The sequence below is a fragment of the Parabacteroides sp. Marseille-P3160 genome, assembly GCF_900162725.1.
In the GTDB taxonomy this organism is placed as follows: domain Bacteria; phylum Bacteroidota; class Bacteroidia; order Bacteroidales; family Tannerellaceae; genus Marseille-P3160.
The window spans coordinates 1956551-1977849 of sequence record NZ_LT799418.1; the positions used below are offsets into that span (position 1 = coordinate 1956551).

General features: G+C 45.5%; 17 protein-coding genes. 9 read left to right on the plus strand and 8 right to left on the minus strand.

Annotated features, from left to right (window positions below; genetic code table 11):
- On the minus strand, nucleotides 1–1662 hold a 1662-nt coding region (locus BQ8014_RS07740; RefSeq protein ID WP_080903873.1), incomplete at its 3' end, for an SLC13 family permease.
- Nucleotides 1663–1744: 82 nt separating this feature from the next.
- A complete protein-coding gene (locus tag BQ8014_RS07745; protein ID WP_080903874.1) occupies nucleotides 1745–3412 on the minus strand; it encodes an AMP-binding protein in 1668 nt (555 codons plus the stop codon).
- 161 nt (nucleotides 3413–3573) lie between these two features.
- Here BQ8014_RS07745 and BQ8014_RS07750 point away from each other — a divergent pair, with 161 nt between their 5' ends.
- The 3 genes from BQ8014_RS07750 (at nucleotide 3574) to BQ8014_RS07760 (ending at nucleotide 6674) form a co-directional block, all read left to right on the plus strand.
- Entirely contained in the window at nucleotides 3574–4425 is an 852-nt protein-coding gene (locus BQ8014_RS07750) for a pyridoxamine kinase (protein WP_080903875.1), read from the plus strand.
- 185 nt (nucleotides 4426–4610) lie between these two features.
- Nucleotides 4611–5735 carry a DEAD/DEAH box helicase gene (locus BQ8014_RS07755; RefSeq protein ID WP_080905879.1) on the plus strand — a complete coding sequence of 375 codons (1125 nt, stop codon included), beginning with the start codon at nucleotides 4611–4613 and terminating at the stop codon, nucleotides 5733–5735.
- A gap of 219 nt (nucleotides 5736–5954) precedes the next feature.
- Nucleotides 5955–6674: a calycin-like domain-containing protein gene (locus tag BQ8014_RS07760; RefSeq protein WP_160150054.1), complete on the plus strand. Its 720-nt coding sequence runs from the start codon at nucleotides 5955–5957 to the stop codon at nucleotides 6672–6674.
- A 201-nt stretch (nucleotides 6675–6875) separates the two neighbouring features.
- Here BQ8014_RS07760 and BQ8014_RS07765 read toward each other — a convergent pair whose 3' ends face one another.
- Nucleotides 6876–10226, minus strand: coding sequence for a glycoside hydrolase family 2 TIM barrel-domain containing protein (locus BQ8014_RS07765; protein ID WP_080905880.1), 3351 nt, complete (start codon nucleotides 10224–10226; stop codon nucleotides 6876–6878).
- Between the two features lie 184 nt (nucleotides 10227–10410).
- Here BQ8014_RS07765 and BQ8014_RS07770 point away from each other — a divergent pair, with 184 nt between their 5' ends.
- On the plus strand, nucleotides 10411–10728 hold the full coding sequence (locus tag BQ8014_RS07770) for a DUF6922 domain-containing protein (protein WP_080903877.1): 318 nt from the start codon (nucleotides 10411–10413) through the stop codon (nucleotides 10726–10728).
- An 8-nt stretch (nucleotides 10729–10736) separates the two neighbouring features.
- On the plus strand, nucleotides 10737–10913 hold the full coding sequence (locus BQ8014_RS19170; RefSeq protein WP_234998009.1) for a nucleotidyl transferase AbiEii/AbiGii toxin family protein: 177 nt from the start codon (nucleotides 10737–10739) through the stop codon (nucleotides 10911–10913).
- A gap of 38 nt (nucleotides 10914–10951) precedes the next feature.
- On the opposite strand, the gene BQ8014_RS19365 is transcribed toward BQ8014_RS19170, so the two are convergent.
- The 5 genes from BQ8014_RS19365 to BQ8014_RS07795 form a co-directional block, all read right to left on the minus strand.
- Nucleotides 10952–12025: a hypothetical protein gene (locus tag BQ8014_RS19365; RefSeq protein ID WP_234998010.1), complete on the minus strand. Its 1074-nt coding sequence runs from the start codon at nucleotides 12023–12025 to the stop codon at nucleotides 10952–10954.
- Nucleotides 11955–13760: a COG1470 family protein gene (locus BQ8014_RS07780; RefSeq protein ID WP_080903879.1), complete on the minus strand. Its 1806-nt coding sequence runs from the start codon at nucleotides 13758–13760 to the stop codon at nucleotides 11955–11957. The genes BQ8014_RS19365 and BQ8014_RS07780 overlap by 71 nt, the downstream gene beginning before the upstream one ends.
- 2 nt (nucleotides 13761–13762) lie before the next feature.
- Nucleotides 13763–14791 carry a hypothetical protein gene (locus tag BQ8014_RS07785; protein ID WP_080903880.1) on the minus strand — a complete coding sequence of 343 codons (1029 nt, stop codon included), beginning with the start codon at nucleotides 14789–14791 and terminating at the stop codon, nucleotides 13763–13765.
- On the minus strand, nucleotides 14784–15596 hold the full coding sequence (locus BQ8014_RS07790) for a fimbrial biogenesis chaperone (protein ID WP_080903881.1): 813 nt from the start codon (nucleotides 15594–15596) through the stop codon (nucleotides 14784–14786). The genes BQ8014_RS07785 and BQ8014_RS07790 overlap by 8 nt, the downstream gene beginning before the upstream one ends.
- A gap of 73 nt (nucleotides 15597–15669) precedes the next feature.
- Complete coding sequence (locus BQ8014_RS07795) at nucleotides 15670–16260, minus strand: hypothetical protein (protein ID WP_080903882.1); 591 nt, start codon at nucleotides 16258–16260, stop codon at nucleotides 15670–15672.
- Nucleotides 16261–17064: 804 nt separating this feature from the next.
- Here BQ8014_RS07795 and BQ8014_RS07800 point away from each other — a divergent pair.
- The 4 genes from BQ8014_RS07800 to BQ8014_RS07815 are packed head-to-tail and all read left to right on the plus strand — an operon-like array spanning nucleotide 17065 to nucleotide 21055.
- A complete protein-coding gene (locus tag BQ8014_RS07800) occupies nucleotides 17065–17700 on the plus strand; it encodes an ABC transporter ATP-binding protein (protein WP_080903883.1) in 636 nt (211 codons plus the stop codon).
- A 14-nt stretch (nucleotides 17701–17714) separates the two neighbouring features.
- On the plus strand, nucleotides 17715–19016 hold the full coding sequence (locus BQ8014_RS07805) for an ABC transporter permease (protein ID WP_080903884.1): 1302 nt from the start codon (nucleotides 17715–17717) through the stop codon (nucleotides 19014–19016).
- A complete protein-coding gene (locus BQ8014_RS07810) occupies nucleotides 19013–19468 on the plus strand; it encodes a hypothetical protein (protein WP_080903885.1) in 456 nt (151 codons plus the stop codon). The genes BQ8014_RS07805 and BQ8014_RS07810 overlap by 4 nt, the downstream gene beginning before the upstream one ends.
- A gap of 42 nt (nucleotides 19469–19510) precedes the next feature.
- The gene (locus BQ8014_RS07815; RefSeq protein WP_080903886.1) at nucleotides 19511–21055 is read left to right on the plus strand and encodes an alpha-N-arabinofuranosidase; all 1545 of its coding nucleotides are present in this window, start codon (nucleotides 19511–19513) and stop codon (nucleotides 21053–21055) included.
- Nucleotides 21056–21299 lie beyond the last annotated feature (244 nt).

Genomic DNA, 21299 nt, shown 5'->3' on the forward strand with positions numbered 1-21299 from the left:
GACATTTATCGATAGCGCCGCCTGCATGGCGATTGGAGCTACCAGTACGGCGGTAGCCGTATTGCTGATAAACATGGTCAGCAGGGAGGTCGTAAAATAAAGTCCCGCCATCAGAACCAACGGGCCGTAACCGCCCAGGCCGCTGACCAGCCCATGGGTAATGACTTCGGAGGCTCCCGTCTTTTCCAATGCCATGGACATCGGCATCATGGCGGCAATCAGGACGATGCTTTCCCAATTGATCGTTTTATAGGCTTCCTCCACATTCCGGAAGCAGCCCGTCAAGACCATAAGTACGGCGGCGATGATAACCGAGGTGACAGGAGGGAGGACATTAAGTACCATAGATAGGATCATTAAAAACATAATGCCCGCGGCCATGGGCGCCTTATAGTCCAGTGTGACTTTGGACGCGGCTTCCAGGGGTTGCCCGAGGACGACCCATTCGGATTGTTCCTGGCTCAGCCGGGCGATGTCGTCCCAGTTGCCTTGCACAAGTAGGATATCACCTCCGCGTAAGCGTATGTCTTTTACGTTGCTCAGCAGATATTCGCCTCCCCGCTGGATTCCCAGGACGTTGATCGAATAATTGGAACGGAATCCGCTGTCCTTAACCAGCTGGTTGATGAGTTTGGATTCGGGAAGAAGCAATACTTCCGCGATTCCGATCTCTTGTACGCGGAGTTTCTCCTGCGAGGATTCATCAGCGTATTCCGTCTCTTTCCGCTCAGCCAGTTCCAGATGGTAATCCTGAATGAATTCCGTTACTTTCTCGAAAGGGCCGAAGACATAAAGGATATCGTTTACTTTCAGTTCCAGGTTGGGGCCGGCCAGCTTTTGGTCCACAGTCTTCATGAACATGCCGGATGAGGATTTCCTTCGGATTTCCAGCACATTCAGGCCGTATTTATCTGTGATATTCAGCTCTGCCAAACTTTTGTTTTGTAGGGTCGATTTCTTAACGACATGGATGCGGTAGAGATTGTCGATGATCTGGTATTTTTTAGTCAGCTCCTTCGGCGAGTGTCGGTTACTTCCCGGCTTGTTCTTCTTGATATCTGTCTTTTTTACCAGGAAGAACTTGCTTAAAGGAATAAGTACGGCCATTCCGGTCGCAATGCAGATCAGCCCTACGGGAGTGAAGGAAAAGAAGGAGATGCCGTGAAAACCGGCGCCGGACAAAATCCCTTCGATAACCAGGTTGGGCGGAGTCCCGATCAATGTTGTCATTCCTCCCATGCTGCTGGCGAACGCAAGAGGCATCAGGAAGCGGCTTGTACTGATATTTGCCTTCGCCGCCATACTGACAATGATCGGAAGCATGAGTGCTACTGTGCCGGTATTGCTTACAAATGCGCCGATAAAGGAGGTTACCAGCATGATCAGCACTAATAATTTCAGTTCGCTTTTTCCCGCAAGGTAAAGGATCTTGCTTCCGATGATTTTAGCCAATCCGGTCTTTAATATAGCTCCGCCGACAACAAACAACCCGACCATCATAATGACAACCGAGTTGGAAAAACCGGAAAGCGCTTCTTCCGGAGTCAAAATCTTGAATATCATCAGAAGAGCAAGGGCGCAAAGCGCAACTATATCCGACCGTATTTTCCCATGAATAAAAAAGATAGTGGAGAGGAGCAAAATCAGCAATGTCGTAACCATATTATTTTTCTAATTTAAAACGGTGTATCTCTTATTCTTTGGCAAAACGTATTCTAAATATAAGAAATAAAACGACACGATATTACGAATCTGTTTCCGGATTTTGATATAAATATCTTTTTATGCTCCGTTTGGGTGTTTTCTCAAATTCCACATCCCGTAACTGGAAGGACGAAATTTTACAATACCCCGGAATAGACTGGTTCAGTTCCGCCAGGTTTTCATCCATTTTGTTTTTTAGATCTTCCTCGCCGATGCCTTCTTTTTTAACTTCTTCCCATTCGGGATAGATGAGGGCAACTAATTTGTCGTCCCGGGTAACGATGAGCGATTCGCTGACATATTTTTTGTTATTCAAAAGGTCTTCTATTTCTTCCGGATAAATATTTTGTCCGTTCGAGCTTAGGATCATCGTTTTACTCCTTCCGCGAATGTAAAGGAAGCCGTCTTCGTCCAAAATGCCCAGGTCGCCGGTCCGCATCCAACCGTCTTTTCCCAAAGCTTGTTCCGTTGCCTTGGGATTCTTATAATAACCCAGCATGACATTCATTCCCCGTACCAGGATTTCACCGACTTTTTGCTGCGGGTCGGGAGAATCGATCTTTATTTCCATCCGGTCGACAACCCGTCCGACCGATCCGGCTTTGTAGGTGTTCCATTGTTCGTAGGCAATCAACGGCCCGCATTCCGTCATTCCGTATCCCACCGTATAGCGGAAGCCGATCGATCTCAGGAAGGTTTCGACTTCTTTATTGATAGCCGCTCCGCCAATGACGATCTCTTCGAACTTACTGCCGAATACCTGGTCTACTTTCTCCCGTATTTTCCTTCTGATGATCGGGCCGACCAACGGCGTTTTCAGCAATACCTTCATATAGGGCTTGTTTACTATGGGGAAAACATTGTTGCGGATGATCTTTTCGATGATGAGCGGAACGGCTAAAATCAAGGCCGGCCGGGCTTGGGCAAAGGCATCGATAAGCGTTTTGGGGCTCGGGATGCGGGGAAGAAAATGAATATGGCACCCTTTGTTGATCCCGTTCAGTACCTCGAACGCCAAACCGTACATGTGCGCCATCGGGAGCACGCAAACGAAATTATCCCCGGCATGGACGAAGGGTATATTATCATAAGCGTATTTGGTGTTGCTCCATAAACTCCGGTAAGGAATCATGACTCCCTTTGTATTGCCGGTCGTGCCGGATGTGTAATTCAATACCGCCAATTCCTCCGGTTCTTCCTTATGAAAGCTTATATCCTTGGGACCGTACCCTTCGGGATATTTTTCAAGGAAGAGCACTTCTATCTTTGCCTGCTTTTCCCGCAGGGAGGTTTCCTTGCTGTTGATAACGGAGAAATCCTCGATTTTAAGAACGAACTTTAAATTCGGCATGGAAGAAGCATCCAACGCTTCCCAGTTTTGTTCCGTAATAATAAGCGCCTCCGATTCGGAATGATTGACGATATGGTGTACGCTTTCCGGTTTGAAATCGTGTAGTATCGGGACGACAACCGCCCCGTATGCCAGGATTCCGAAGAAACAAATGGCCCAATGGGAGGAGTTACGCCCGATCAGCGATACTTTCGCCCCCTTCGGCAAACCGGCTTGCTCGAAGAATAGGTGGAGTTTTTCTATTTCTTCTGCAAAATCCTTATAATTATATGTCTTTCCATTGGAGTCCGACAAGGCCGGTAAAGCCCAATGTTGCTGGATGCTATCTTTTATAAGTGCTAAAAAACGATTTTCCATTACCTTATTGCTCTACTTATAATTATTGAATGATTGCTTACTCTGTGTGCTTACAAAGATAGGCTATTTTTATAGTTTTCTTTGCGTTTTCACGGTCCCATTTAGAAAAACAGCCGATATTTATTATAGCTTTGCGTTGGGTTTTAAATATTATTAGAATTATGCAAAAGCAAAAGAGAGTAGCCGCTATTCATGACATTTCCGGTTTCGGAAAATGTTCTTTGACCGTGGCTTTACCGATCCTTTCCGCTGCCGGCATCGAAACGTCAGTGATGCCGACGGCCGTTTTATCTACTCATACCGGAGGTTTTACCGGTTATACGTACCGGGATTTGACGGAAGACCTGATTCCTTTCGAAAAGCATTGGAAATCTTTGAACCTCGCATTCGATGCGATTTATAGCGGATTTTTCGGTTCTTTCGAACAATTGGATATCGTCTCGGGATTCTTTGCCGACTTCAAGACAAAAGACAATTTGATCCTGGTCGATCCGGTGATGGCGGACAACGGAGTGCTATACAGTATTTTTACTCCGGATTTTGCACTTGGAATGAGAGACTTATGCAGAAAGGCGGACATCATTGTGCCCAATCTGACCGAGGCTGCCCTGTTGATCGGGGAGCCCTATAAGGAAGGGCCCTACACTCCGGAATATATCAAGCATGTTTTGTCGGAACTGAGCAAGATCGGCCCGAAGCAGGTCGTCCTGACCGGTGTTTACTGGAATGAAAAAGAATTGGGCGCCGCCACCTATGATCGTACGACGGGAGTGGTCGGCTATGCCTTTGCGGAAAAGATTCCGGGGTATTACCACGGTACGGGAGATGTTTTCGGAAGCGCCTTGCTGGCCGCCCTTTTGAATGGCTTTTCGTTGAATGAGTCTGCTCAGATTGCCGTCAATTTCACCGCAGAAAGCATAGGCCGTACGGCCGAAGCCAAAACCGATTTGCGCTTCGGGGTGAATTTCGAGCAAAGCATCCCTCATTTCCTGAAGGATCTGAAGATCATTTGATCGATACTTTAGTCCCGCTATCATAATATAACGCTAAGTATTTGTATGAACAGATTGTTTAACCAGGAATTAATCGTATCTTTGTGCCTGAACAATTCGTGAAGGCATTACTTTCCGTCGGTTTTTCCCCCACCATTTGTGAATTATTAATTAGAGATGACTGCTAAATGAGCAGTTCTATTTACATGACATTTAAAGACTTGAATATCGTAGAGCCTATATTGACGGCGCTACAAGAGAAAGGTTACTCAGATCCCACGCCTATACAGCAAGAAGCAATTCCGATCGTTTTAAATAAGAAAGATGTCTTTGGTTGTGCACAGACAGGCACCGGTAAAACGGCTGCTTTTGCCCTTCCGATCATCCAACAGCTTTATCTGGAGAAAAACCAGGGAGCCAAGCGGATGCTGAAAGCATTGATCCTTACGCCCACCCGCGAGTTGGCGATTCAGATCAATGATTGTTTCAAAGACTATTCCAAATATACTTCCGTACGGCATACGGTAATCTTCGGAGGAGTCAGCCAAAAACCCCAAACTGAAGAACTACGCCGGGGAGTCGACGTCTTGATCGCGACTCCGGGACGGTTGCTGGACTTGATGAATCAGGGATTCATCCGCCTGGATACGATCAGTTGCTTCGTACTGGATGAAGCCGACCGTATGTTGGATATGGGATTTATCCATGACATCAAACGGATTCTGCCCAAGTTGCCGAAGGAACGGCAGACACTGTTCTTTTCAGCTACCGTTCCGCAGGCGATCGTCGCCTTGTCCCGGACGATTCTTAACCAACCGGTGCGCGTGGAAGTGACTCCCGTCTCTTCGGTTGTGGACACGATCGACCAGTACATCTATTTTGTTGAAAAGCAGGAGAAGAAGGACCTGTTGGTGAATCTGCTGAGAGAGAAGAAGCAAAAGTCGGTATTGGTTTTCTCCCGCACCAAACACGGAGCGGACAAGATTGCCCGCGCTTTAAGCGGAGCGGGAATCGGGAGCGAGGCGATCCATGGGAATAAATCGCAAAATGCCCGGCAGCGGGCGTTGACCAATTTTAAATCGCACAAGACGCGCGTCCTGATCGCGACCGATATCGCTGCACGCGGAATCGACGTGAACCAGTTGGAGTTGGTGATTAATTATGATCTGCCGGATGTGGCGGAGACATATGTCCACCGGATCGGTCGTACCGGCCGCGCCGGTAATACGGGAACCGCCTTTTCCTTCTGTGCGCAGGAGGAACGTCCCATGCTTAAGGATATCCAGAAGCTGACGGGTAAACATATCAAAACAGCTTCTGTCCCTGTTTAAATTTTACTGGAATATTTCCTTATAAGATACAGAGAATATTCTTTGCTGTTTTTTTAGGCTCTTAATAAAAACGGAATGGTTATTGGTAATCATTCCGTTTTTGGTTTTTGCTGAAATGTTTAACATAACTTTAAATCATATCGCATTGTTTTAATCAAGTAGCAGTTTTAATCTTATAAAAAGGTAAGAAGTTTGTTTTATTAACTAAAAAGTATGAATATGAGGCAATTATTTACACGAAAGATGAAGTTGTGGCTGGCCGGCTTTCTGGCTGTCCTGTCCGTTTCAATGGCAAATGCACAGACCACCTCGGTGGAACATCTGTTGGGTGACTATAAGGGAACGCTTTCCATCGCCCTCGGCGGGGATCCTATCGTTTCTGTGGATACGGTTTCGATCGCTGCTTCCAAACAGGAGAATAGCGTGAAGTTTTCCCTGGAAGATTTTACTTTGACTATGGGAGAGCTTGTCATCCCGGTCGGAGATATTGTTTTGGATAGCATCCCTGTGAAAAACCTGGATGGTGTGGATTCTTTGGATACAAAAACGATTGACCTTACAGTCGATTTGATGGGACAAATTTTGCCCGCCACGGTTACTTTTAAGGGTGCGGTTATACAGGATAGCGTATTCGTCGATTTGAATGTAGCTACTTCAATGATGGGTGCGCCTATAGTCGTTCCGGTTACCTTTAAAGGTGAAAAGATCGAAGGCGGCGGGGTTGCCAATGAAGATTTTCTGACGGCGCCAACCGTATGGGCGGTAGACGGTCATCTATATATTAATGTGGAGAAATCCGGTTATGTGCGCGTATATACCCTGACAGGCCAGTTGGTCAATCAGACGGCAGTCAGTCCGGGGCAGAAAACCATTGCTTTGCCAAAGGGATTCTATATTGTTTCTTTAAACGATACGGTTCAAAAAGTATTGATTAAATAACCTGTCTTTCCACTAATAAAAAGAGGGCGTGCCAAAAGCCCTCGCTTATTAATTGGAAAAATGATAGTAGTGAATAAGTGCAGTCATAGTTATGAACGAGTGAATTCATAGTTATGACTGCGCGCGTTCATAACTATGAATTTTTTACAGGATTTCCTTTTGGCACAGCTCCTTTTTTAGTGTCTTTCCACTCTCTGTGAATCAGTAGGCCAATCTCGCTTTGGATGAGGCTTCCCCGGCTTTCGACAAGGGGATGAGCGTGAACGTCCAGTTATATTCTTCATCCGAATAGATGGTCGCTTCCGGAATCGGCCGTGCGCCCCAGCTGTCATAGCCGGCTACTCCTTGTTGCCTGTGGTCTACACAAACTTCAACGAAGTTGCGGGGCTCGATATCATTGATATGCGTCTGTTTCGGCCGCCGGTTCTTTGCTTTGGCGTCGTCCCGGCCGGCAATCTCTTCCGGGGTGAAGTTGTTCCACTGGTAAGGGGCGTCCGCCTCTTCCGAATCAAAATCTTCGATGGAATTTCTCAACGCATTGAATTCGATCGTTTTTTCGGCCTGAATTAATAATCCCCTGCCATTTTCCTGCGTGGCGGAAACCCAGCGCGTGTCGATATGATGCCCGTTTTCCTGCGGACGGACATACGGAAAATAGAGGTCGTTCGCCTTGGCTTCGTATAAACCGATTAGAGTGCCCCTGTAACGGTCGCAATAATTTTCTTCAGGCCCGCGGCCGAAGTACCGGATTTGATCCATTTGGGCGGGTAAGCGGAAGCGGACGCCGATGCGGGGCACTTCCAGTATGTTCTTTTTCGCTTTCATTTCAGCCTGCGCTTTCGGAGAGTAGGTAGCCATCAATTCAGCTTCGGACTTCTCTATCTTGCCCTCTTCCAATTCGATCGGCGTGAACCGGGAAGAGACTTTTACGATTCCCGACGGATAGACCAGATAGTTCATCAGGTAATGATTGCCGGCGGCTAAAAGATAGTCGATGGTCAGGAGAATGTTGTTTCCCTCTTTCCGTACCTTATGGTCTGCAATATGGAAGTTCTTGCTCGATTCTTTCCATACCTGCAGCCGCAGGGGAGCCCCGTTTCCGTAATCATTGTCGGTAGGCGCCCTCCAGAAATTAGGCTGGACGCCGAAGCCGTCGGGGAAGTATTCCATGCCGTCTACTTGATAGGAGGTAACGGTTCCCCGGCCGGTATCCATCACAAAACGCAGTTTGGAGGAGGAAACCGTAATGATCCCGTTTGCTTCCGCCACGTTCAGCGACGGGGAAGCGGGCGATTTGTATTCTTTCTTTTCCGCCCCGGGAGCGAGCATGAACTGGTCGTATGCAATCAGATGGCCGGCCGGAACGAGCGGTTCCGGCTCTTTGGAGCGTACTTCCAGGTTGGCGAAATATTCGGCGCCGGACTCCGGCTTCAGGGAGCTGACCGGCAGGACGATCGTTTTTGTTTCCTGCGGAGCCAGTTCGAGCGGGAGCGGGGCCGACTTTACCAGCTTTTCATTCCGGTAAATCTTATAACTTAACTGGTATGCCGATAAATCCGTAAAATAAAAACGGTTGGTTATTTTAATCTCTCCCTTGGACAGGTCGCCGGCCTCGAAGCCTACATTCTGAAGGTTGTATTTCACCTCCGCCATGGCGGGATGCGGTTTCTGATCCGGCCCGATCAGCCCGTCGGCTACAAAATTGCCGTCGGACGGCTGGTCGACACCATAATCTCCGCCGTAAGTCCAGTAGGGCTTTCCCTTTTTATCATGCTCCAGAATCGAATGGTCGATCCATTCCCAGATATATCCGCCTTGCAACTGCGGATATTTATAGATGGCATTCCACTGGCCATGGAAATCTCCGGTGGAATTGCCCATGGCATGGGCGTATTCCGACGGGACAACCGGACGGTCGGCCCCCTTGGAGCCGGTTTCCTCCAACCAGGCCGCCGACGGATATTGGGGAACATACATGTCCGTATTCCACTCCCAAAGCGCCCGTTCGTAGCATACCGGGCGGTTCATCAAATCTTTGTCCAGGTTTTTCAACAGGACATAGGCATTGTAGAAATTATACCCGTTTCCGGCTTCGTTTCCTAACGACCAGATGGTAACAGATGGATGGTTTTTGTTCCGTTCGAACATATTCCGCACGCGATACAAATGATTTTCCAACCAATCAGGGTTATGCCCCAGCGTACCTTTCTTATTTCCGTCCAGGTGTCCGGCGGAACCTTTGCGCATGTCGTCAAGGTAGCGGGTGTAATACATGCCATGCGATTCGATATTGGCCTCGTCATAGACGTATAATCCGTATTCGTCGCACATTTCATAGAACCTCCGGTCTTGGGGATAGTGGCTCAGGCGGACGGAATTGATGTTGTTCCGTTTCATGAGTTCGAAGTTGCGGCGCATCTCTTCCGGTGTGACGTAATGCCCGGTGTATTGGCTCACTTCGTGGATGTTGACTCCCTTCAGTTTGATGGGCTGTCCGTTGACATATAGCAACCGTAGCTTTTCCCCCTTGACTTCGTATTCACTCGGTTTGATCTCTATCCGGCGGAATCCGACGTTGAAGGGTACGATTTCGGTCGTCTCATTTCCCTTTTTTACGGTTAGAAGCAATTTGTAAAGATTGGGATGCTCTGCAGTCCACGTGGCTACCTTATTTAATAAGGCGTCGAAGGCAAGCGCTTGCCGGCCGTCAGCCTCCAGTTTTACTCCGTGGGATGCCGATGTTACCTTTTGCCCCTTCGCATCCAGCAGTTCGTAATCGACTGTCGCCTCTTCGGGTGCGGAAGTTGTATTCTTTATCTCTACTTCCAGTTTGAACAGGCCGTTTTGGTAGGTATCATCCAGCCCGGAAACGATGCGAAAGTCCTGGATGGCGGTCTTGGGTTGTGACCAGAGGAAAACATCACGCTCGATGCCACTGATGCGCCAGAAGTCCTGGCATTCCAGGAAAGATCCCGTGCACCAGCGATAGATCTTAACCGCCAACGAATTTGTTCCCGGACGAAGGTAGTCATTGATCCGGAATTCGGCCGGATTCTTGGAATCTTCACTATAACCGACTTCTTTTCCGTTGATATAGACATAAACGCCGGCTTTGGCGCCCGCCAGGTGAAGGTAGATATCCCGGTTCTTCCAAGGGACCGGAATCTCGAACTCCCGGCGATAGACTCCGACGGGAATGTCTTCCGGGAGGAGGGGAGGGATTGGGTAGCGGGGTTTGAATTCATATCCGTGATTAATATAAATAGGTGTCCCGAAGCCTTGGAACTCCCAATTGCCGGGCACTTTGATGTCCGCCCAGGAATCGGTAGGGGTCGACGGATCGGTCAGGTTGTCAGGGATTTGCCGGTGGCTATCGGAATAGTAGAATTTCCAGGCGCCATTGAGCAAGAGGTAATACTTGCTTTTCTCATAAACTCCCGTCAGGGCATCCTGCCGGTTATCATAGGTCATAAACGTAGTCCTCGGCTTTTCTTTATTAACCGACAGGATATTAATGTCTTTCCAATAGGGTAATTTCTCCTGTGCCGACACAGCAAATCCGGCGATGAGCAAACCTAAAAATAAAAATTGCTTTTTCACGATTCTCTATTCAATAAATAATTTAAGGGGGTAAAAGTAGTGAAATTTAATTAATAGAGAAGGGCAACAGATCAAGAGAAAATGTTTATATTTACAAAAGCAATCGTACCAAAAAGAAATAAATAGGAGGTTTTTTATGTTTTTTGATGATTATCCTTCCCATTCGGAAGCTCAGATTCGACCTTCTTTATTATGGGAATATAATACAGAGGAGATCGATTGGAATGAGATGCGCAATGTTGTCGTCCAACGGATCATCGAACGCGGCCGCCCGGATGATTATTATGCCGCCCTCAATTTATATGGTTTGCAAGGCTTTATAGAGGCTATCAAAACGATTCCCTATATGAATGTGAAAGATATGGCTTTTGTTTGCCATGTTTTTGGCTTAAAGAAGGAGGAACTGAAATGTTATACACGTCAACAATTGCACCGTCAACACTGGAACTCCTGAAAAGGATTATGAATGATGAGGCCTTTAGCCGATTCGTTTTAGTCGGAGGCACTTCGTTAGCCTTGCTATTGGGGCATCGGATTAGCGTCGATTTGTATTTGTTTACTGACGAACCTTTTGATGAACCGATTTCTTTGACAAATGGTAAACGTTTCAACTGGAAGAAAGTTCGCCAAACGACTTGAAGAAATTGTTAAGATGCCTGGTCGTATTTTTCCAAACTTTACTGCGTGAAGCGCTTGATATTCACTTTCCTTGATTTGGTCTCTATATTAAAAACATCCATTTGATTTACTTTTCCGGCTTCGATCTTAAAAGTGCGGACATAATCTGTACAATCGGTATTTTCCACCAATGTCTTTTTATCCAATGTAATCGTATATTCTCCTACAGGCAGAAAAGTCAGTAAATGACCTTCGCCGTCGGTGATGATCGTTTGGTTAATCGTCTTATCCGCACTGGTGATGGTAAACCGGATACTTTCATACCTGGGGGTTATACTGGCGCTGTTTTTACTAAAGGTGTATTTTATTTTACCCCGTAATGTGCCGCTTTGTCTGAGAGGAATCTCTACTTTATTCTTCGAACTGTTTACTTCTATTTTTTGAGATTTGAAAAACCAGTTTCCTGTAGTCAAGGGCTTAAGTGTATATTCCCCGTACGGAACGAGCGAGTATTTGATTTTTCCCTCCTTATCGGAAACAAAGGCTTTGTCGGACAAGTTCACCACACAGTCGCTTGCCGGCTCGTCTTCCTTGTCATAGACATTATTGGCATTCTTATCATAATACAATTGGGCAGTGATCGTACCCTTCCGCCCGCTGGAGGGTTGTGCCTTGCTGAAACTGAAACGGATTCCTATTTCTATATTATATATATTGTTGTTTATATTCATAAATTGGTATTTATACCAGTAGCCGTTCGCAAAAAGGGCATAATTCTCCTTTGGGTTGTAATTGATATTGATATTGGCCGAAGGCACATTCCCCTGATAAGCATCTTTGGTGAAGTTCAAACCGGAGGTCAATGACATTTTCTTCGAAATATTTTTATTGACGGATGCCGTTGCCGTTAAACGGTTGAACTCCGTATCCTTTTGTTTGGCCATCATATATTCGTAGATATAGTAAGCTCCTTTTTGATAGGAGGTACCCAACCGGAGCCATCCGTAGGAATAATCCAAAGAGGCTTTGGTTTGCTTCAGCCGGTCGCTTCCTATGGGATCTTTAAAGAAACCTTCCTCCAATATTCCATACAGGGAATGTTTTGAGTCGGGGCTTTGCCATCTCAATTGCAATCCCAAGCGGTTGGAAGCCATGCGTATGTTTGGGTTGGAGGCTCCGGTTCCGAGATAGGAGGAAGTGGAGCTCTCGCTTTGATATTGGTAGGAGAGGGAAGGGGGAGAGCCGGTGTATTTGAGGCAGTGAGAGACCGGCGTTGCCGTACCAGTTCTCCGATTGGTATTGGGGAGAGTAGGTATCATATTTCGGATTCATCTTATTGTAGCTGACGCTTCCGCTTATATACATTTCTTTCCCTAATCTTTTCCCGATCCCTTGCGATAAGGAGATCGTTCCTCTTCTGTTTCCGGGAAAATAAGGGTTGCTGTAATAGCCGGATCCGTTCAGGGTCAGGTCGGAGGATAGTTTTCCCCGGTACGTTAATTCCGTAGCTCCCGAAAACCGGGTGTTTCTCATACTCTCGTAACTGCTCAGGGCTCCATGTGTTTTTAGATCGATATTCCAGTCGTTTCCAAAAGAAGTCCTCCATTGCAGGCTCCCGACATGGTAATCCGCTTTTTCATAAGCATTCTTTTGGTAAATATAGGATCCCTTGATTCCTTTTTGATAATTATTGGCCCCCAATGCCCCCTGTACATAGAACGAGTAATAATTGGAAAACCAGGGCTCGGAACCAAATAAGTTGAAGTTTTGGTCGATTGCCCCGAATGTAAGTGTTTTGCTTTTTTTTTTGTCTGCAAACATTGCTTTCGCTCCTCTGCCATAAAGCGACAGTTCCGCTGATTCGCTGACATTTCCTACCGTAAATTCATTTTCGTATAGCTTATACATCAGGGAGGTGTTGGTGATCATCGGAGTCTGTTGGGAGCTGTATTTATACACGTTTCCATTTAATTGCAAATAGCCCGCTGGCAGGTTCAGGTAGCCTCCTCCTCTTAACTGCAGCATATTGGATGACGAATTATATTGACGGTAGCTCAGGGTCACGGAATTGTCGTCCGATCCGTATCCGGAGAGCTGAGGAACGTTGGGCCTAATATCTACATAGCTTCGGTTTGAAGCAACATTTTGTATTGTAACGGTTTTATTACCGAATATGGACTTGTCTTTGCCCTTCATCGCCGTGATATGCACCGAAAATTGTCCGGAGGAGAGAAGGTTGCCACTGGGGATAAAGCTGTATACAAATTGCTTTTGCTCTGCAGCTGCCACCGTTGCCTTCAGTTCGGTAAAAGAAGGCGCTCCGCGTAAATTAGGTACATTGAAAACCAAGGTAACCTTTTCGTCCCTGTTGCCGCTATTGTTTACCGTGACTTTGATATGCACCGAATCCTCCAGATGCATGGCCATCACAGGGTTGTTGTCGGCTGTCAGGTAAATCTGCTCCCTCTCTTCTATTTCGAGATCGGTTTCCTTGCTAAGCATAAGTTCTTTTTTTTCACTCAAAAGATCGTAGCGGATCGTTTTGCTTCCCGCACTGGTGTTTTTACTGATCACCAATTTGTAAGAAACATAGCTGCTATCATGGGGGGATACGGTAAAACTCCTGGCGTCATATGAAAGGGGCCGGATTCCCATAGACGGCTCCAAACGGATTATTCCTTTGAAAATAGAATCCGAAGGATTGGTTATTTGGATAATATGGCTTACAATCTGGCCGTTCACGGACGATTGCCGGATCTGCATATCGATTCCACCCTCTGTCAGAGATTGCGCCTTGCTATTGCTAAAAGAGAGAAGGCAGATCAGGAAAATCGTCCGGAAGATTTTTTTTTGTATATTACAAAACATTCCTATCGGGGGGAAATTTCATAAATAAGCGAAGTGCTGTAATTATCGGACTGCGCGTTGAACAAGCGCGAATCGTTGGTATCCGTATAATATTTTATATCGTATCCGACGGCTGTACCGTTAGTAGAAGAACCTTGCAAAAGGGTCTGTTGGCCGGTTGAGAGTGTGACGGGATTTGTTGTATGGGAACTATTACTTAACTGCAAATGAACTACTCCTAAAGGTAGGGTATTCCCTGTCGCGGAAGAAAATTGGGAAGAGACGGATCTTACCGTAACCTGATAGTTGGTATTTGACGAAACAGTCAGTCCATTCGGATAGGTAATGCTTTTTCCGTTTATATAATCTGCAATCGTTTTAAACTCCAATAAACCGTTGGTAGCTCCAGTGGAGATTTGGATGAAATATTGATCCTCCGAAGGAGGGGTGCCGGAAAGAGGTTCTACTTGTATCAGAAAATCTTGTTGTAATTTTCCTATTACTGTATTGTTATTATCATATAACGTATATTCGAAAGTAAATCTATATTGCCTCCATGCTTGAAGGGCATTTAAATATCCACCGGGGGCAACTACTAAATTAAAAGCTATCTCAAAATAAAAATAATCTTGAGGCTTATCGTTTTCATTTATTAGTGCTGCATTCGAATTTGGAACAAGAAATACCTCTCCATTCCCGTTCTGTAAAGAAGTAGATAAAGGCATTCCTATTTGTGAGATTGTGGGTACAGGTCCGGGTTCTAACTCTCCCCATGTTCGGATAGGAGAGAAACTTATCTTGTCTGCAGGAAATACATCGTTGCCATTCATCACGGGATAGTTGACTACTCTTACGGATATTTTCCAATTATTAAAATTGACATTCCCATTACCGTCAATTTTTAATGTGGCGGCATCTCTTGTAGTCACAGCACCTGAATAAGAATTTATAGCTAAATAATCTACACCTCCATCCCAATGAAAGCCAACTTGACTGTATGTCGTGATATTTAGCAAAAAGAAAAATAATATATATATAAATATTTTATTCATACCCGAATTCCAATTCCGCTGCTTCTATATTATTATCATCTCCGTAGTCCAACATGACGGTGGCAATATATTGACCTTTGTCTAATTTCTGGTTTAAAGGTATGTACATGGTTCGATGATCATCCGGTAAGGTATAAAATTCAATCGACTTTAGATTCGTTTCTTTTCCGATGGTTTGATTAAACAGGCTTGTTTTAACATTACCGTTGATCCAGATATTTCCCTTGTTGTTAAAAACCAATGCCAAGGAATTTTTCTCTTTGTCGAATGAAAGTTTTTCTATTTCCAATTTTTTAATTTCCGGAGCACTGCCTTTGCGATATATTTTAATACCCGAACGGACATTTATTTTGATGGCGGCTCCTTTTGCATCTACGCCGTCCACAGGGTTCATTTGCGTAACGTAGAACATCGCAGTTTGAGTATTTTCTTTTTCTTTGGGTTGAAGGGGAACGTTCATCGTCAACTCTATTTCTTTATTCTCACCTGGATCCAATGTGATATAAGTTCCTCCCGACACACTTAACCAACTTGCACAGGAATTGGATAATGAATCTGATGGAAGCATAAGGTTATTCCCCCAATCGTCATATTTCCAATCCCCAAAAGTTAAGGATAAATTAAGTGCATTACTTTTACTGATATTGCTTATCAGTATCTTTTGGGAACCTGCTTCCCCGGGATTTAATTGATAGTACACGCGTGGAGGAGATACGGAAATGCCTGTTTGTGAATATATTTGATCCAGAAATAATATATTTAATAAAACGATATAGATAAAAAAAAGTATTTTTTTAGAATCCATGTATTATTTATAGATTAAAATATAAAGGAGACATCTTATAGATGTCTCCTTTATATTAAATATATTTTTCGACTTATTTTGCAACTAAAGTATATGTAAGGGTAGTCGTAAAAGTGGATATAGCACTAGGGTCCGTACTACTAAAATGTTGTGCCTGAAAATAAGCATTTTGTGTAGCACCAGCATAGGTTATGTCAATATTTGTACCATTTCCCCCTGTTGCATCGTCACTTTCGAATAACGGTAAATCAGTTTTTAATAGCTTTATGCTACTACCATCGTATGATCCATCAGTTTTTTTAGCCTGTAATGAAATTGTATTCAATCCCGGAGCAATGACTCCGTCGGGAAGAGCATTAAATCCCGACTCATCTGCTTTTACATTAATAATATACCCGCTTGTACTGAATACTGTTAATTGATTTGCTACTTGAATTGTGTTATTTTCTGTTGAAGATAAATAATCATTACGATTTTTGTATTCCAAAAGCACTCCATCTGTACTATTCCCGGGATTGATAACTATAGAATGAATGGGATACAACTTAAGATTTAATTTAATTGTTCCCGTCTTCGATTCTACATCTGCTGCTTTCGCACTGTTTACACACAAAATGCCTGTTGCTACGAACAAGGCGGTTAAAAAAAGATTTTTTGCTTTCATTTTTCTGTTATTATTTTAATTGTTTAAAAAAGCCGTGATAGATGCAGGGTACTGTCTGTTAGTATATTAATGGATGAATACACTGTTAATGCTACGCGCTTTTTTAAATCGAGGTGCAAAGGTATGCAACTTATTATCTTTGTCTATTAAACACCCATCGAATATTTTGATTGCGTTATAGCTTTTTCCAATCGATCCCTTCTGCTTGGTCATTTCCCCTGTTTTCACATAATGGTGTATGAAATCTCTTATTTTTACTGTTTTACTATCCTATTAAAGTTGATGCAAAAGTATAGAAAGGAAATTAGGCGGGAGAAATATTTTTGGGACAAAATGGAACGAAAAAAGGACATTTTTAATGCCTACGCAGAAAAGCCTCGTATGCCCTACGAAGTCGCACTACAAACCTAATAAATTATTTCATTATATCAAAGAAAAAGTTGTTTTTTTTTATCCATATGACCTTTTTTTCTATAAATTGATGCTTCTGGATTTCTTCTTTCGGCGAATCATCATTCGCCTTATCGAATCGTTTCATCCCCGCCTACCCCTTTTTTTGTTTAGATGAGCTCCTTTTCTATGATTATGCCTTGTCTCTCTTTCTTATGGAAATGGACGATTGCCGGGCGCCTTTCTCTTGGGGAAGGAAATTTTCCTTGCCTTCATACGGCAACTTTTGAAACTTTTGCCTAACTTCGTTCTGACATTGTCTGGAACATTGTTGCAGATATTCCCAAGTGATTTCTTATTTGGTTTTATTATTACTTAATAGGTGTTGTTATCATTAAAGATAGAAAGTTAATTATGGCAAATGCAATTTTTATGCAAGGCGTCACTTATTCCTATCCATCCTCCCCGATATTGTCTTTTCCCGATATGGATTGCCGGCAGGGGGAGCATTATTTGATGAGTGGAGTTTCGGGGTGCGGCAAAACAACCTTATTATATCTTCTGGCGGGTTTAATAAAGCCAGACACCGGAAAGATCTTGATTCAGGGAGAGGATATCACTTCTATGGGAAATAAGGACATCGACCGGATTCGCGGCCGCAAGATCGGTCTCGTTTTTCAAAAGCCCCAGTTCATTCAATCACTCTCCGTACTGGAGAATTTGCAGATCGCGCGCTATCTGAATGATATACCGGCGGAGAAGGATGAACTGCTTGCGTTGTTGGAACGGTTAAATATTGGAGACAAGCAAAAGTCGAGGCCTTGGGAGCTGAGCCAGGGAGAGCAGCAACGCCTTTCCATTGCCCGCGCCATCATCAACCGCCCGGCGCTTATTCTGGCGGACGAGCCGACTTCCAGCCTCGATGATGAAAATTGCCGGGAGGCGGTTTCCCTTCTGAAATCCCAGGCTGAGTCTACCGGCGCCTGCCTCTTGGTCGTTACGCATGACCATCGCTTGCACCCTTTCTTTTCCCATATCATTAAACTATAAAAAGCTCCGGACGCATGAATCTATTTAGTTTATCCTTTAAGCAAATCAAATCCAAACCCTTGTCCTCACTTCTGAATGTGATCCTGTTTGCTTTTGGCATTACGATTATTTCCTTTTTACTGCTGGTCAAGGACGGTTTTGAAGAACAGATGGATAAGAACGTAGCAGGCATCGATCTGGTTGTCGGCGCCAAAGGAAGTCCGATGCAGCTAATTCTTTCCGGCATTTATCATATCGACTCGCCTACCGGGAATATCTCCTACGAGGAAGCAGCCGGATTGTCCAAACACAGGTTGATAAAGAAAGCGATCCCTGTTTCGCTGGGGGACAGCTATCATGGCTACCGGATTGTGGGCACCGTGCCGGACTATCCTGCGCTTTATGGAGGAAGGCTGCGGGAAGGGGCGGAATGGAAAGCCCCCTTGGAGGCGGCGATCGGGGCAAAGGTAGCACGCAAGGCCGGTTTGAAGGTTGGCGATTCTTTCGCCGGGATACACGGGCTGATCGAAGACGCCGGGCATTCGCATGACGATCATAAATATAAGGTCGTCGGGATTTACGAAGAAACCGGCACGGTGTTGGACCAGTTGATCCTCACCGGACTGGAGAGCGTCTGGGCCATTCATGAGCATCATGGGGACGGACATGCGGCGGAGGAACATGAGGATGGGGAAGCCGGGTATGAACATAGCGATGAGCACGAATCCGCTTCCGATCCTGCTTATGAAGCGGAACATGCTCATGGCCATGAGCATGAAGGGGAGGCTCATTCCGAAAACAAAGAGATCACTTGTCTCCTTATCCAATACAAGAACCCGATGGGCGTCATCACATTGCCCCGCCTGATCAATTCTTCGACCCATATGCAGGCCGCTTCTCCCGTGATGGAGATCAACCGGATGTATTCGTTGATGGGAGTGGGGATACAGACGGTCAACCTGATTGCCTGGTTCATTATCCTGATTTCCGCCTTCAGTATTTTTATCTCCTTGTTTCATTCCATGAAGGAGCGTAAATATGAATTGGCTTTGATTCGCGTGATGGGAGGGAGCCGGATGAAATTATTTTCAATTGTATTGGCGGAAGGTATTCTAATTGCCTTAATTGGTTATCTTTGTGGTTTCTTGCTAAGCCGTCTGGGGATGTGGTTCCTGGCTTTGTATGCGGAAAGCAGCATCCATTACGACCTGGCCCGATGGGTCGGTCCATCGGACCTGTATTTTTTGCTTGTTTCCCTGGGCATCGGTTTGGCCGCTTCCGTTTTGCCTGCGGTTATTGCGTTAAAGACAGATATTTATAAGACATTGAACGAATGAAAAAAAAGCTATTTATATTCCTATTCGGATTGCTTGCCGCCTCGGCGGGCTGGTCCCAGAAAGCTGTCGACTGGCAGTTTTTAAGTAAGGTCCGCTGGCATAAGGGATACGTCGCTTCGTTGAATGGCTATTTCGATCTGCCTAAGTTTGCTCCGGAGATCGCCAACCTGAATAAGAAGTCTATTACTATACGGGGTTTTTATGTGCCGATCGATATGGACGGGACGATGTTCGCCCTTTCCGCCACACCGTCCAATCAATGCTTCTTTTGCGATGGCGGAGGTATCGAAACGGTGATGGAGATTAATATAAAGAAGGGAAACAACCAATTCAAGCGGATTGCTGTCGACAAATATATCGAGTTGAAGGGTATCCTACATATTAATACAGACGATTCGGAGCATTTGATGTATGTCCTCCGGGAGGCCGAATTGGTTTCCATCATTAAATAGCCCGGACAAATTAATCTTAATATAAGTAATCAGATCCATATCATGAAAAAATCAGTAATACTATTCTCCGCCGTCCTGCTGTTTTTTACGCCGTCGGCTTATTCACAACAAAAAGACGTACTCATCCGGGTACATGCCGGCCAGGGGAAACAGATCATCAGCAAGCATATCTACGGGCAATTTGCCGAACATCTGGGCTCCTGCATCTATGGTGGGTTATGGGTGGGCGAGGGTTCGTCTATCCCGAATACGAACGGATACCGGACCGATGTGCTGGAAGCCTTGAAGAAACTGCAGATACCTAACCTGCGCTGGCCGGGCGGTTGCTTTGCCGATGAATACCATTGGATGGACGGTATCGGGCCGCGCGACCAACGGCCGAAGATGGTGAATAATAACTGGGGAGGCGTCGTGGAAGACAATAGCTTCGGAACGCATGAATTCCTGAACCTGTGCGAGTTGTTGGGCGCCGAGCCTTATATTAGCGGGAATGTAGGGAGCGGAACGGTGGAAGAGTTGGCAAAATGGGTGGAATATATGACTTCGGACGGAGACAGCCCGATGGCTAATCTACGCCGGAAAAACGGCCGTGAGAAGCCTTGGAAGGTAAGGTTCCTCGGCGTGGGCAATGAGAGTTGGGGATGCGGCGGGAACATGACGCCGGAGTATTACGCCGACTTATATCGCCGTTATTCTACCTATTGCCGCGAGTTCGATGGAAATACATTGTTCAAGATTGCCAGCGGAGCCAGCGATTACGACTATAACTGGACGGAAGTGTTGATGAAAAAGGTCGGAACCCGTATGAAGGGCCTGTCTCTCCATTATTATACGGTTACCGGATGGAGCGGGAGCAAGGGTTCGGCTACCGGGTTCTCCGATGACGAGTATTATTGGACGATCGGGAAATCGCTGGAGATTGAAGAGGTGTTGGACAAGCATATGGAAATCATGGATAAATATGACCGGAAGAAGCAGGTCGGCTTGATGGTCGACGAATGGGGCACCTGGTTCGATGTGGAACCGGGAACGAATCCCGGCTTCCTGTATCAGCAGAATACCTTGCGCGATGCTTTGGTCGCCGCTTTGACGCTGAATGTGTTCAATAAATATACCGACCGGATTCAGATGGCGAACATCGCTCAGATCGTAAACGTGCTCCAGTCTATGATCTTGACCGAAAATGAGAGGATGGTGCTGACACCGACTTACCATGTTTTCGAAATGTACCGGGTTCACCAGGATGCCACCTACCTGCCGATCGATTTGATTGCCGATACGCGTGTCATTCGAGACCGGAAAGTCCCGATGGTTTCCGCTTCGGCCTCCCGGAAAGACGGCTTTACACATATCACGTTGGCCAATGTCGACCTCGATACGGCTCGTGAGGTGAAAATTGATTTTTCCGGTCTGAATCCTTCCCAGGTGAGCGGCCGGATTTTGACGACAAAAAGCATAACGGATCATAATACATTCGATCGGCCGAACCTCATTCAACCGGTTGCCTTCAATGGCTCCAGAATTGAAAAGGGGGTACTGAATGTCAGCCTGCCGGCCAAATCGATCGTCGTATTGGAAATAAAATAAACAGAACATTGAAAATAACAGCCGGGAAAACCGGTCCCGAAGATTTATTGTCCCTCTCTATTCCATTCTATCCCATCCCTTTATCTTTTTCTTGTAAAAAAAGCTCAAAAAAACCGGTAAAAAGATTTGTACAAGCCAAAAAGAAGGTTTACTTTTGCACCCACGTTCGACAATAACCAGCCGGACGCAAGCAAAAGAGTTCATTGAAAGACTGATCATAAAACAAGATGTAGTACAAGGGTTT

Bases quoted from the DNA above. Each gene is read 5' to 3' on its own strand.
- BQ8014_RS07745 (WP_080903874.1), bottom strand. From the start codon at position 3,412: ATGGAAAATCGTTTTTTAGCACTTATAAAAGATAGCATCCAGCAACAT.
- BQ8014_RS07750 (WP_080903875.1), top strand. From the start codon at position 3,574: ATGCAAAAGCAAAAGAGAGTAGCCGCTATTCATGACATTTCCGGTTTC.
- BQ8014_RS07755 (WP_080905879.1), top strand. From the start codon at position 4,611: ATGACATTTAAAGACTTGAATATCGTAGAGCCTATATTGACGGCGCTA.
- BQ8014_RS07760 (WP_160150054.1), top strand. From the start codon at position 5,955: ATGAGGCAATTATTTACACGAAAGATGAAGTTGTGGCTGGCCGGCTTT.
- BQ8014_RS07770 (WP_080903877.1), top strand. From the start codon at position 10,411: ATGTTTTTTGATGATTATCCTTCCCATTCGGAAGCTCAGATTCGACCT.
- BQ8014_RS19170 (WP_234998009.1), top strand. From the start codon at position 10,737: ATGAATGATGAGGCCTTTAGCCGATTCGTTTTAGTCGGAGGCACTTCG.
- BQ8014_RS07780 (WP_080903879.1), bottom strand. From the start codon at position 13,760: ATGTTTTGTAATATACAAAAAAAAATCTTCCGGACGATTTTCCTGATC.
- BQ8014_RS07785 (WP_080903880.1), bottom strand. From the start codon at position 14,791: ATGAATAAAATATTTATATATATATTATTTTTCTTTTTGCTAAATATC.
- BQ8014_RS07790 (WP_080903881.1), bottom strand. From the start codon at position 15,596: ATGGATTCTAAAAAAATACTTTTTTTTATCTATATCGTTTTATTAAAT.
- BQ8014_RS07795 (WP_080903882.1), bottom strand. From the start codon at position 16,260: ATGAAAGCAAAAAATCTTTTTTTAACCGCCTTGTTCGTAGCAACAGGC.
- BQ8014_RS07800 (WP_080903883.1), top strand. From the start codon at position 17,065: ATGGCAAATGCAATTTTTATGCAAGGCGTCACTTATTCCTATCCATCC.
- BQ8014_RS07805 (WP_080903884.1), top strand. From the start codon at position 17,715: ATGAATCTATTTAGTTTATCCTTTAAGCAAATCAAATCCAAACCCTTG.
- BQ8014_RS07810 (WP_080903885.1), top strand. From the start codon at position 19,013: ATGAAAAAAAAGCTATTTATATTCCTATTCGGATTGCTTGCCGCCTCG.
- BQ8014_RS07815 (WP_080903886.1), top strand. From the start codon at position 19,511: ATGAAAAAATCAGTAATACTATTCTCCGCCGTCCTGCTGTTTTTTACG.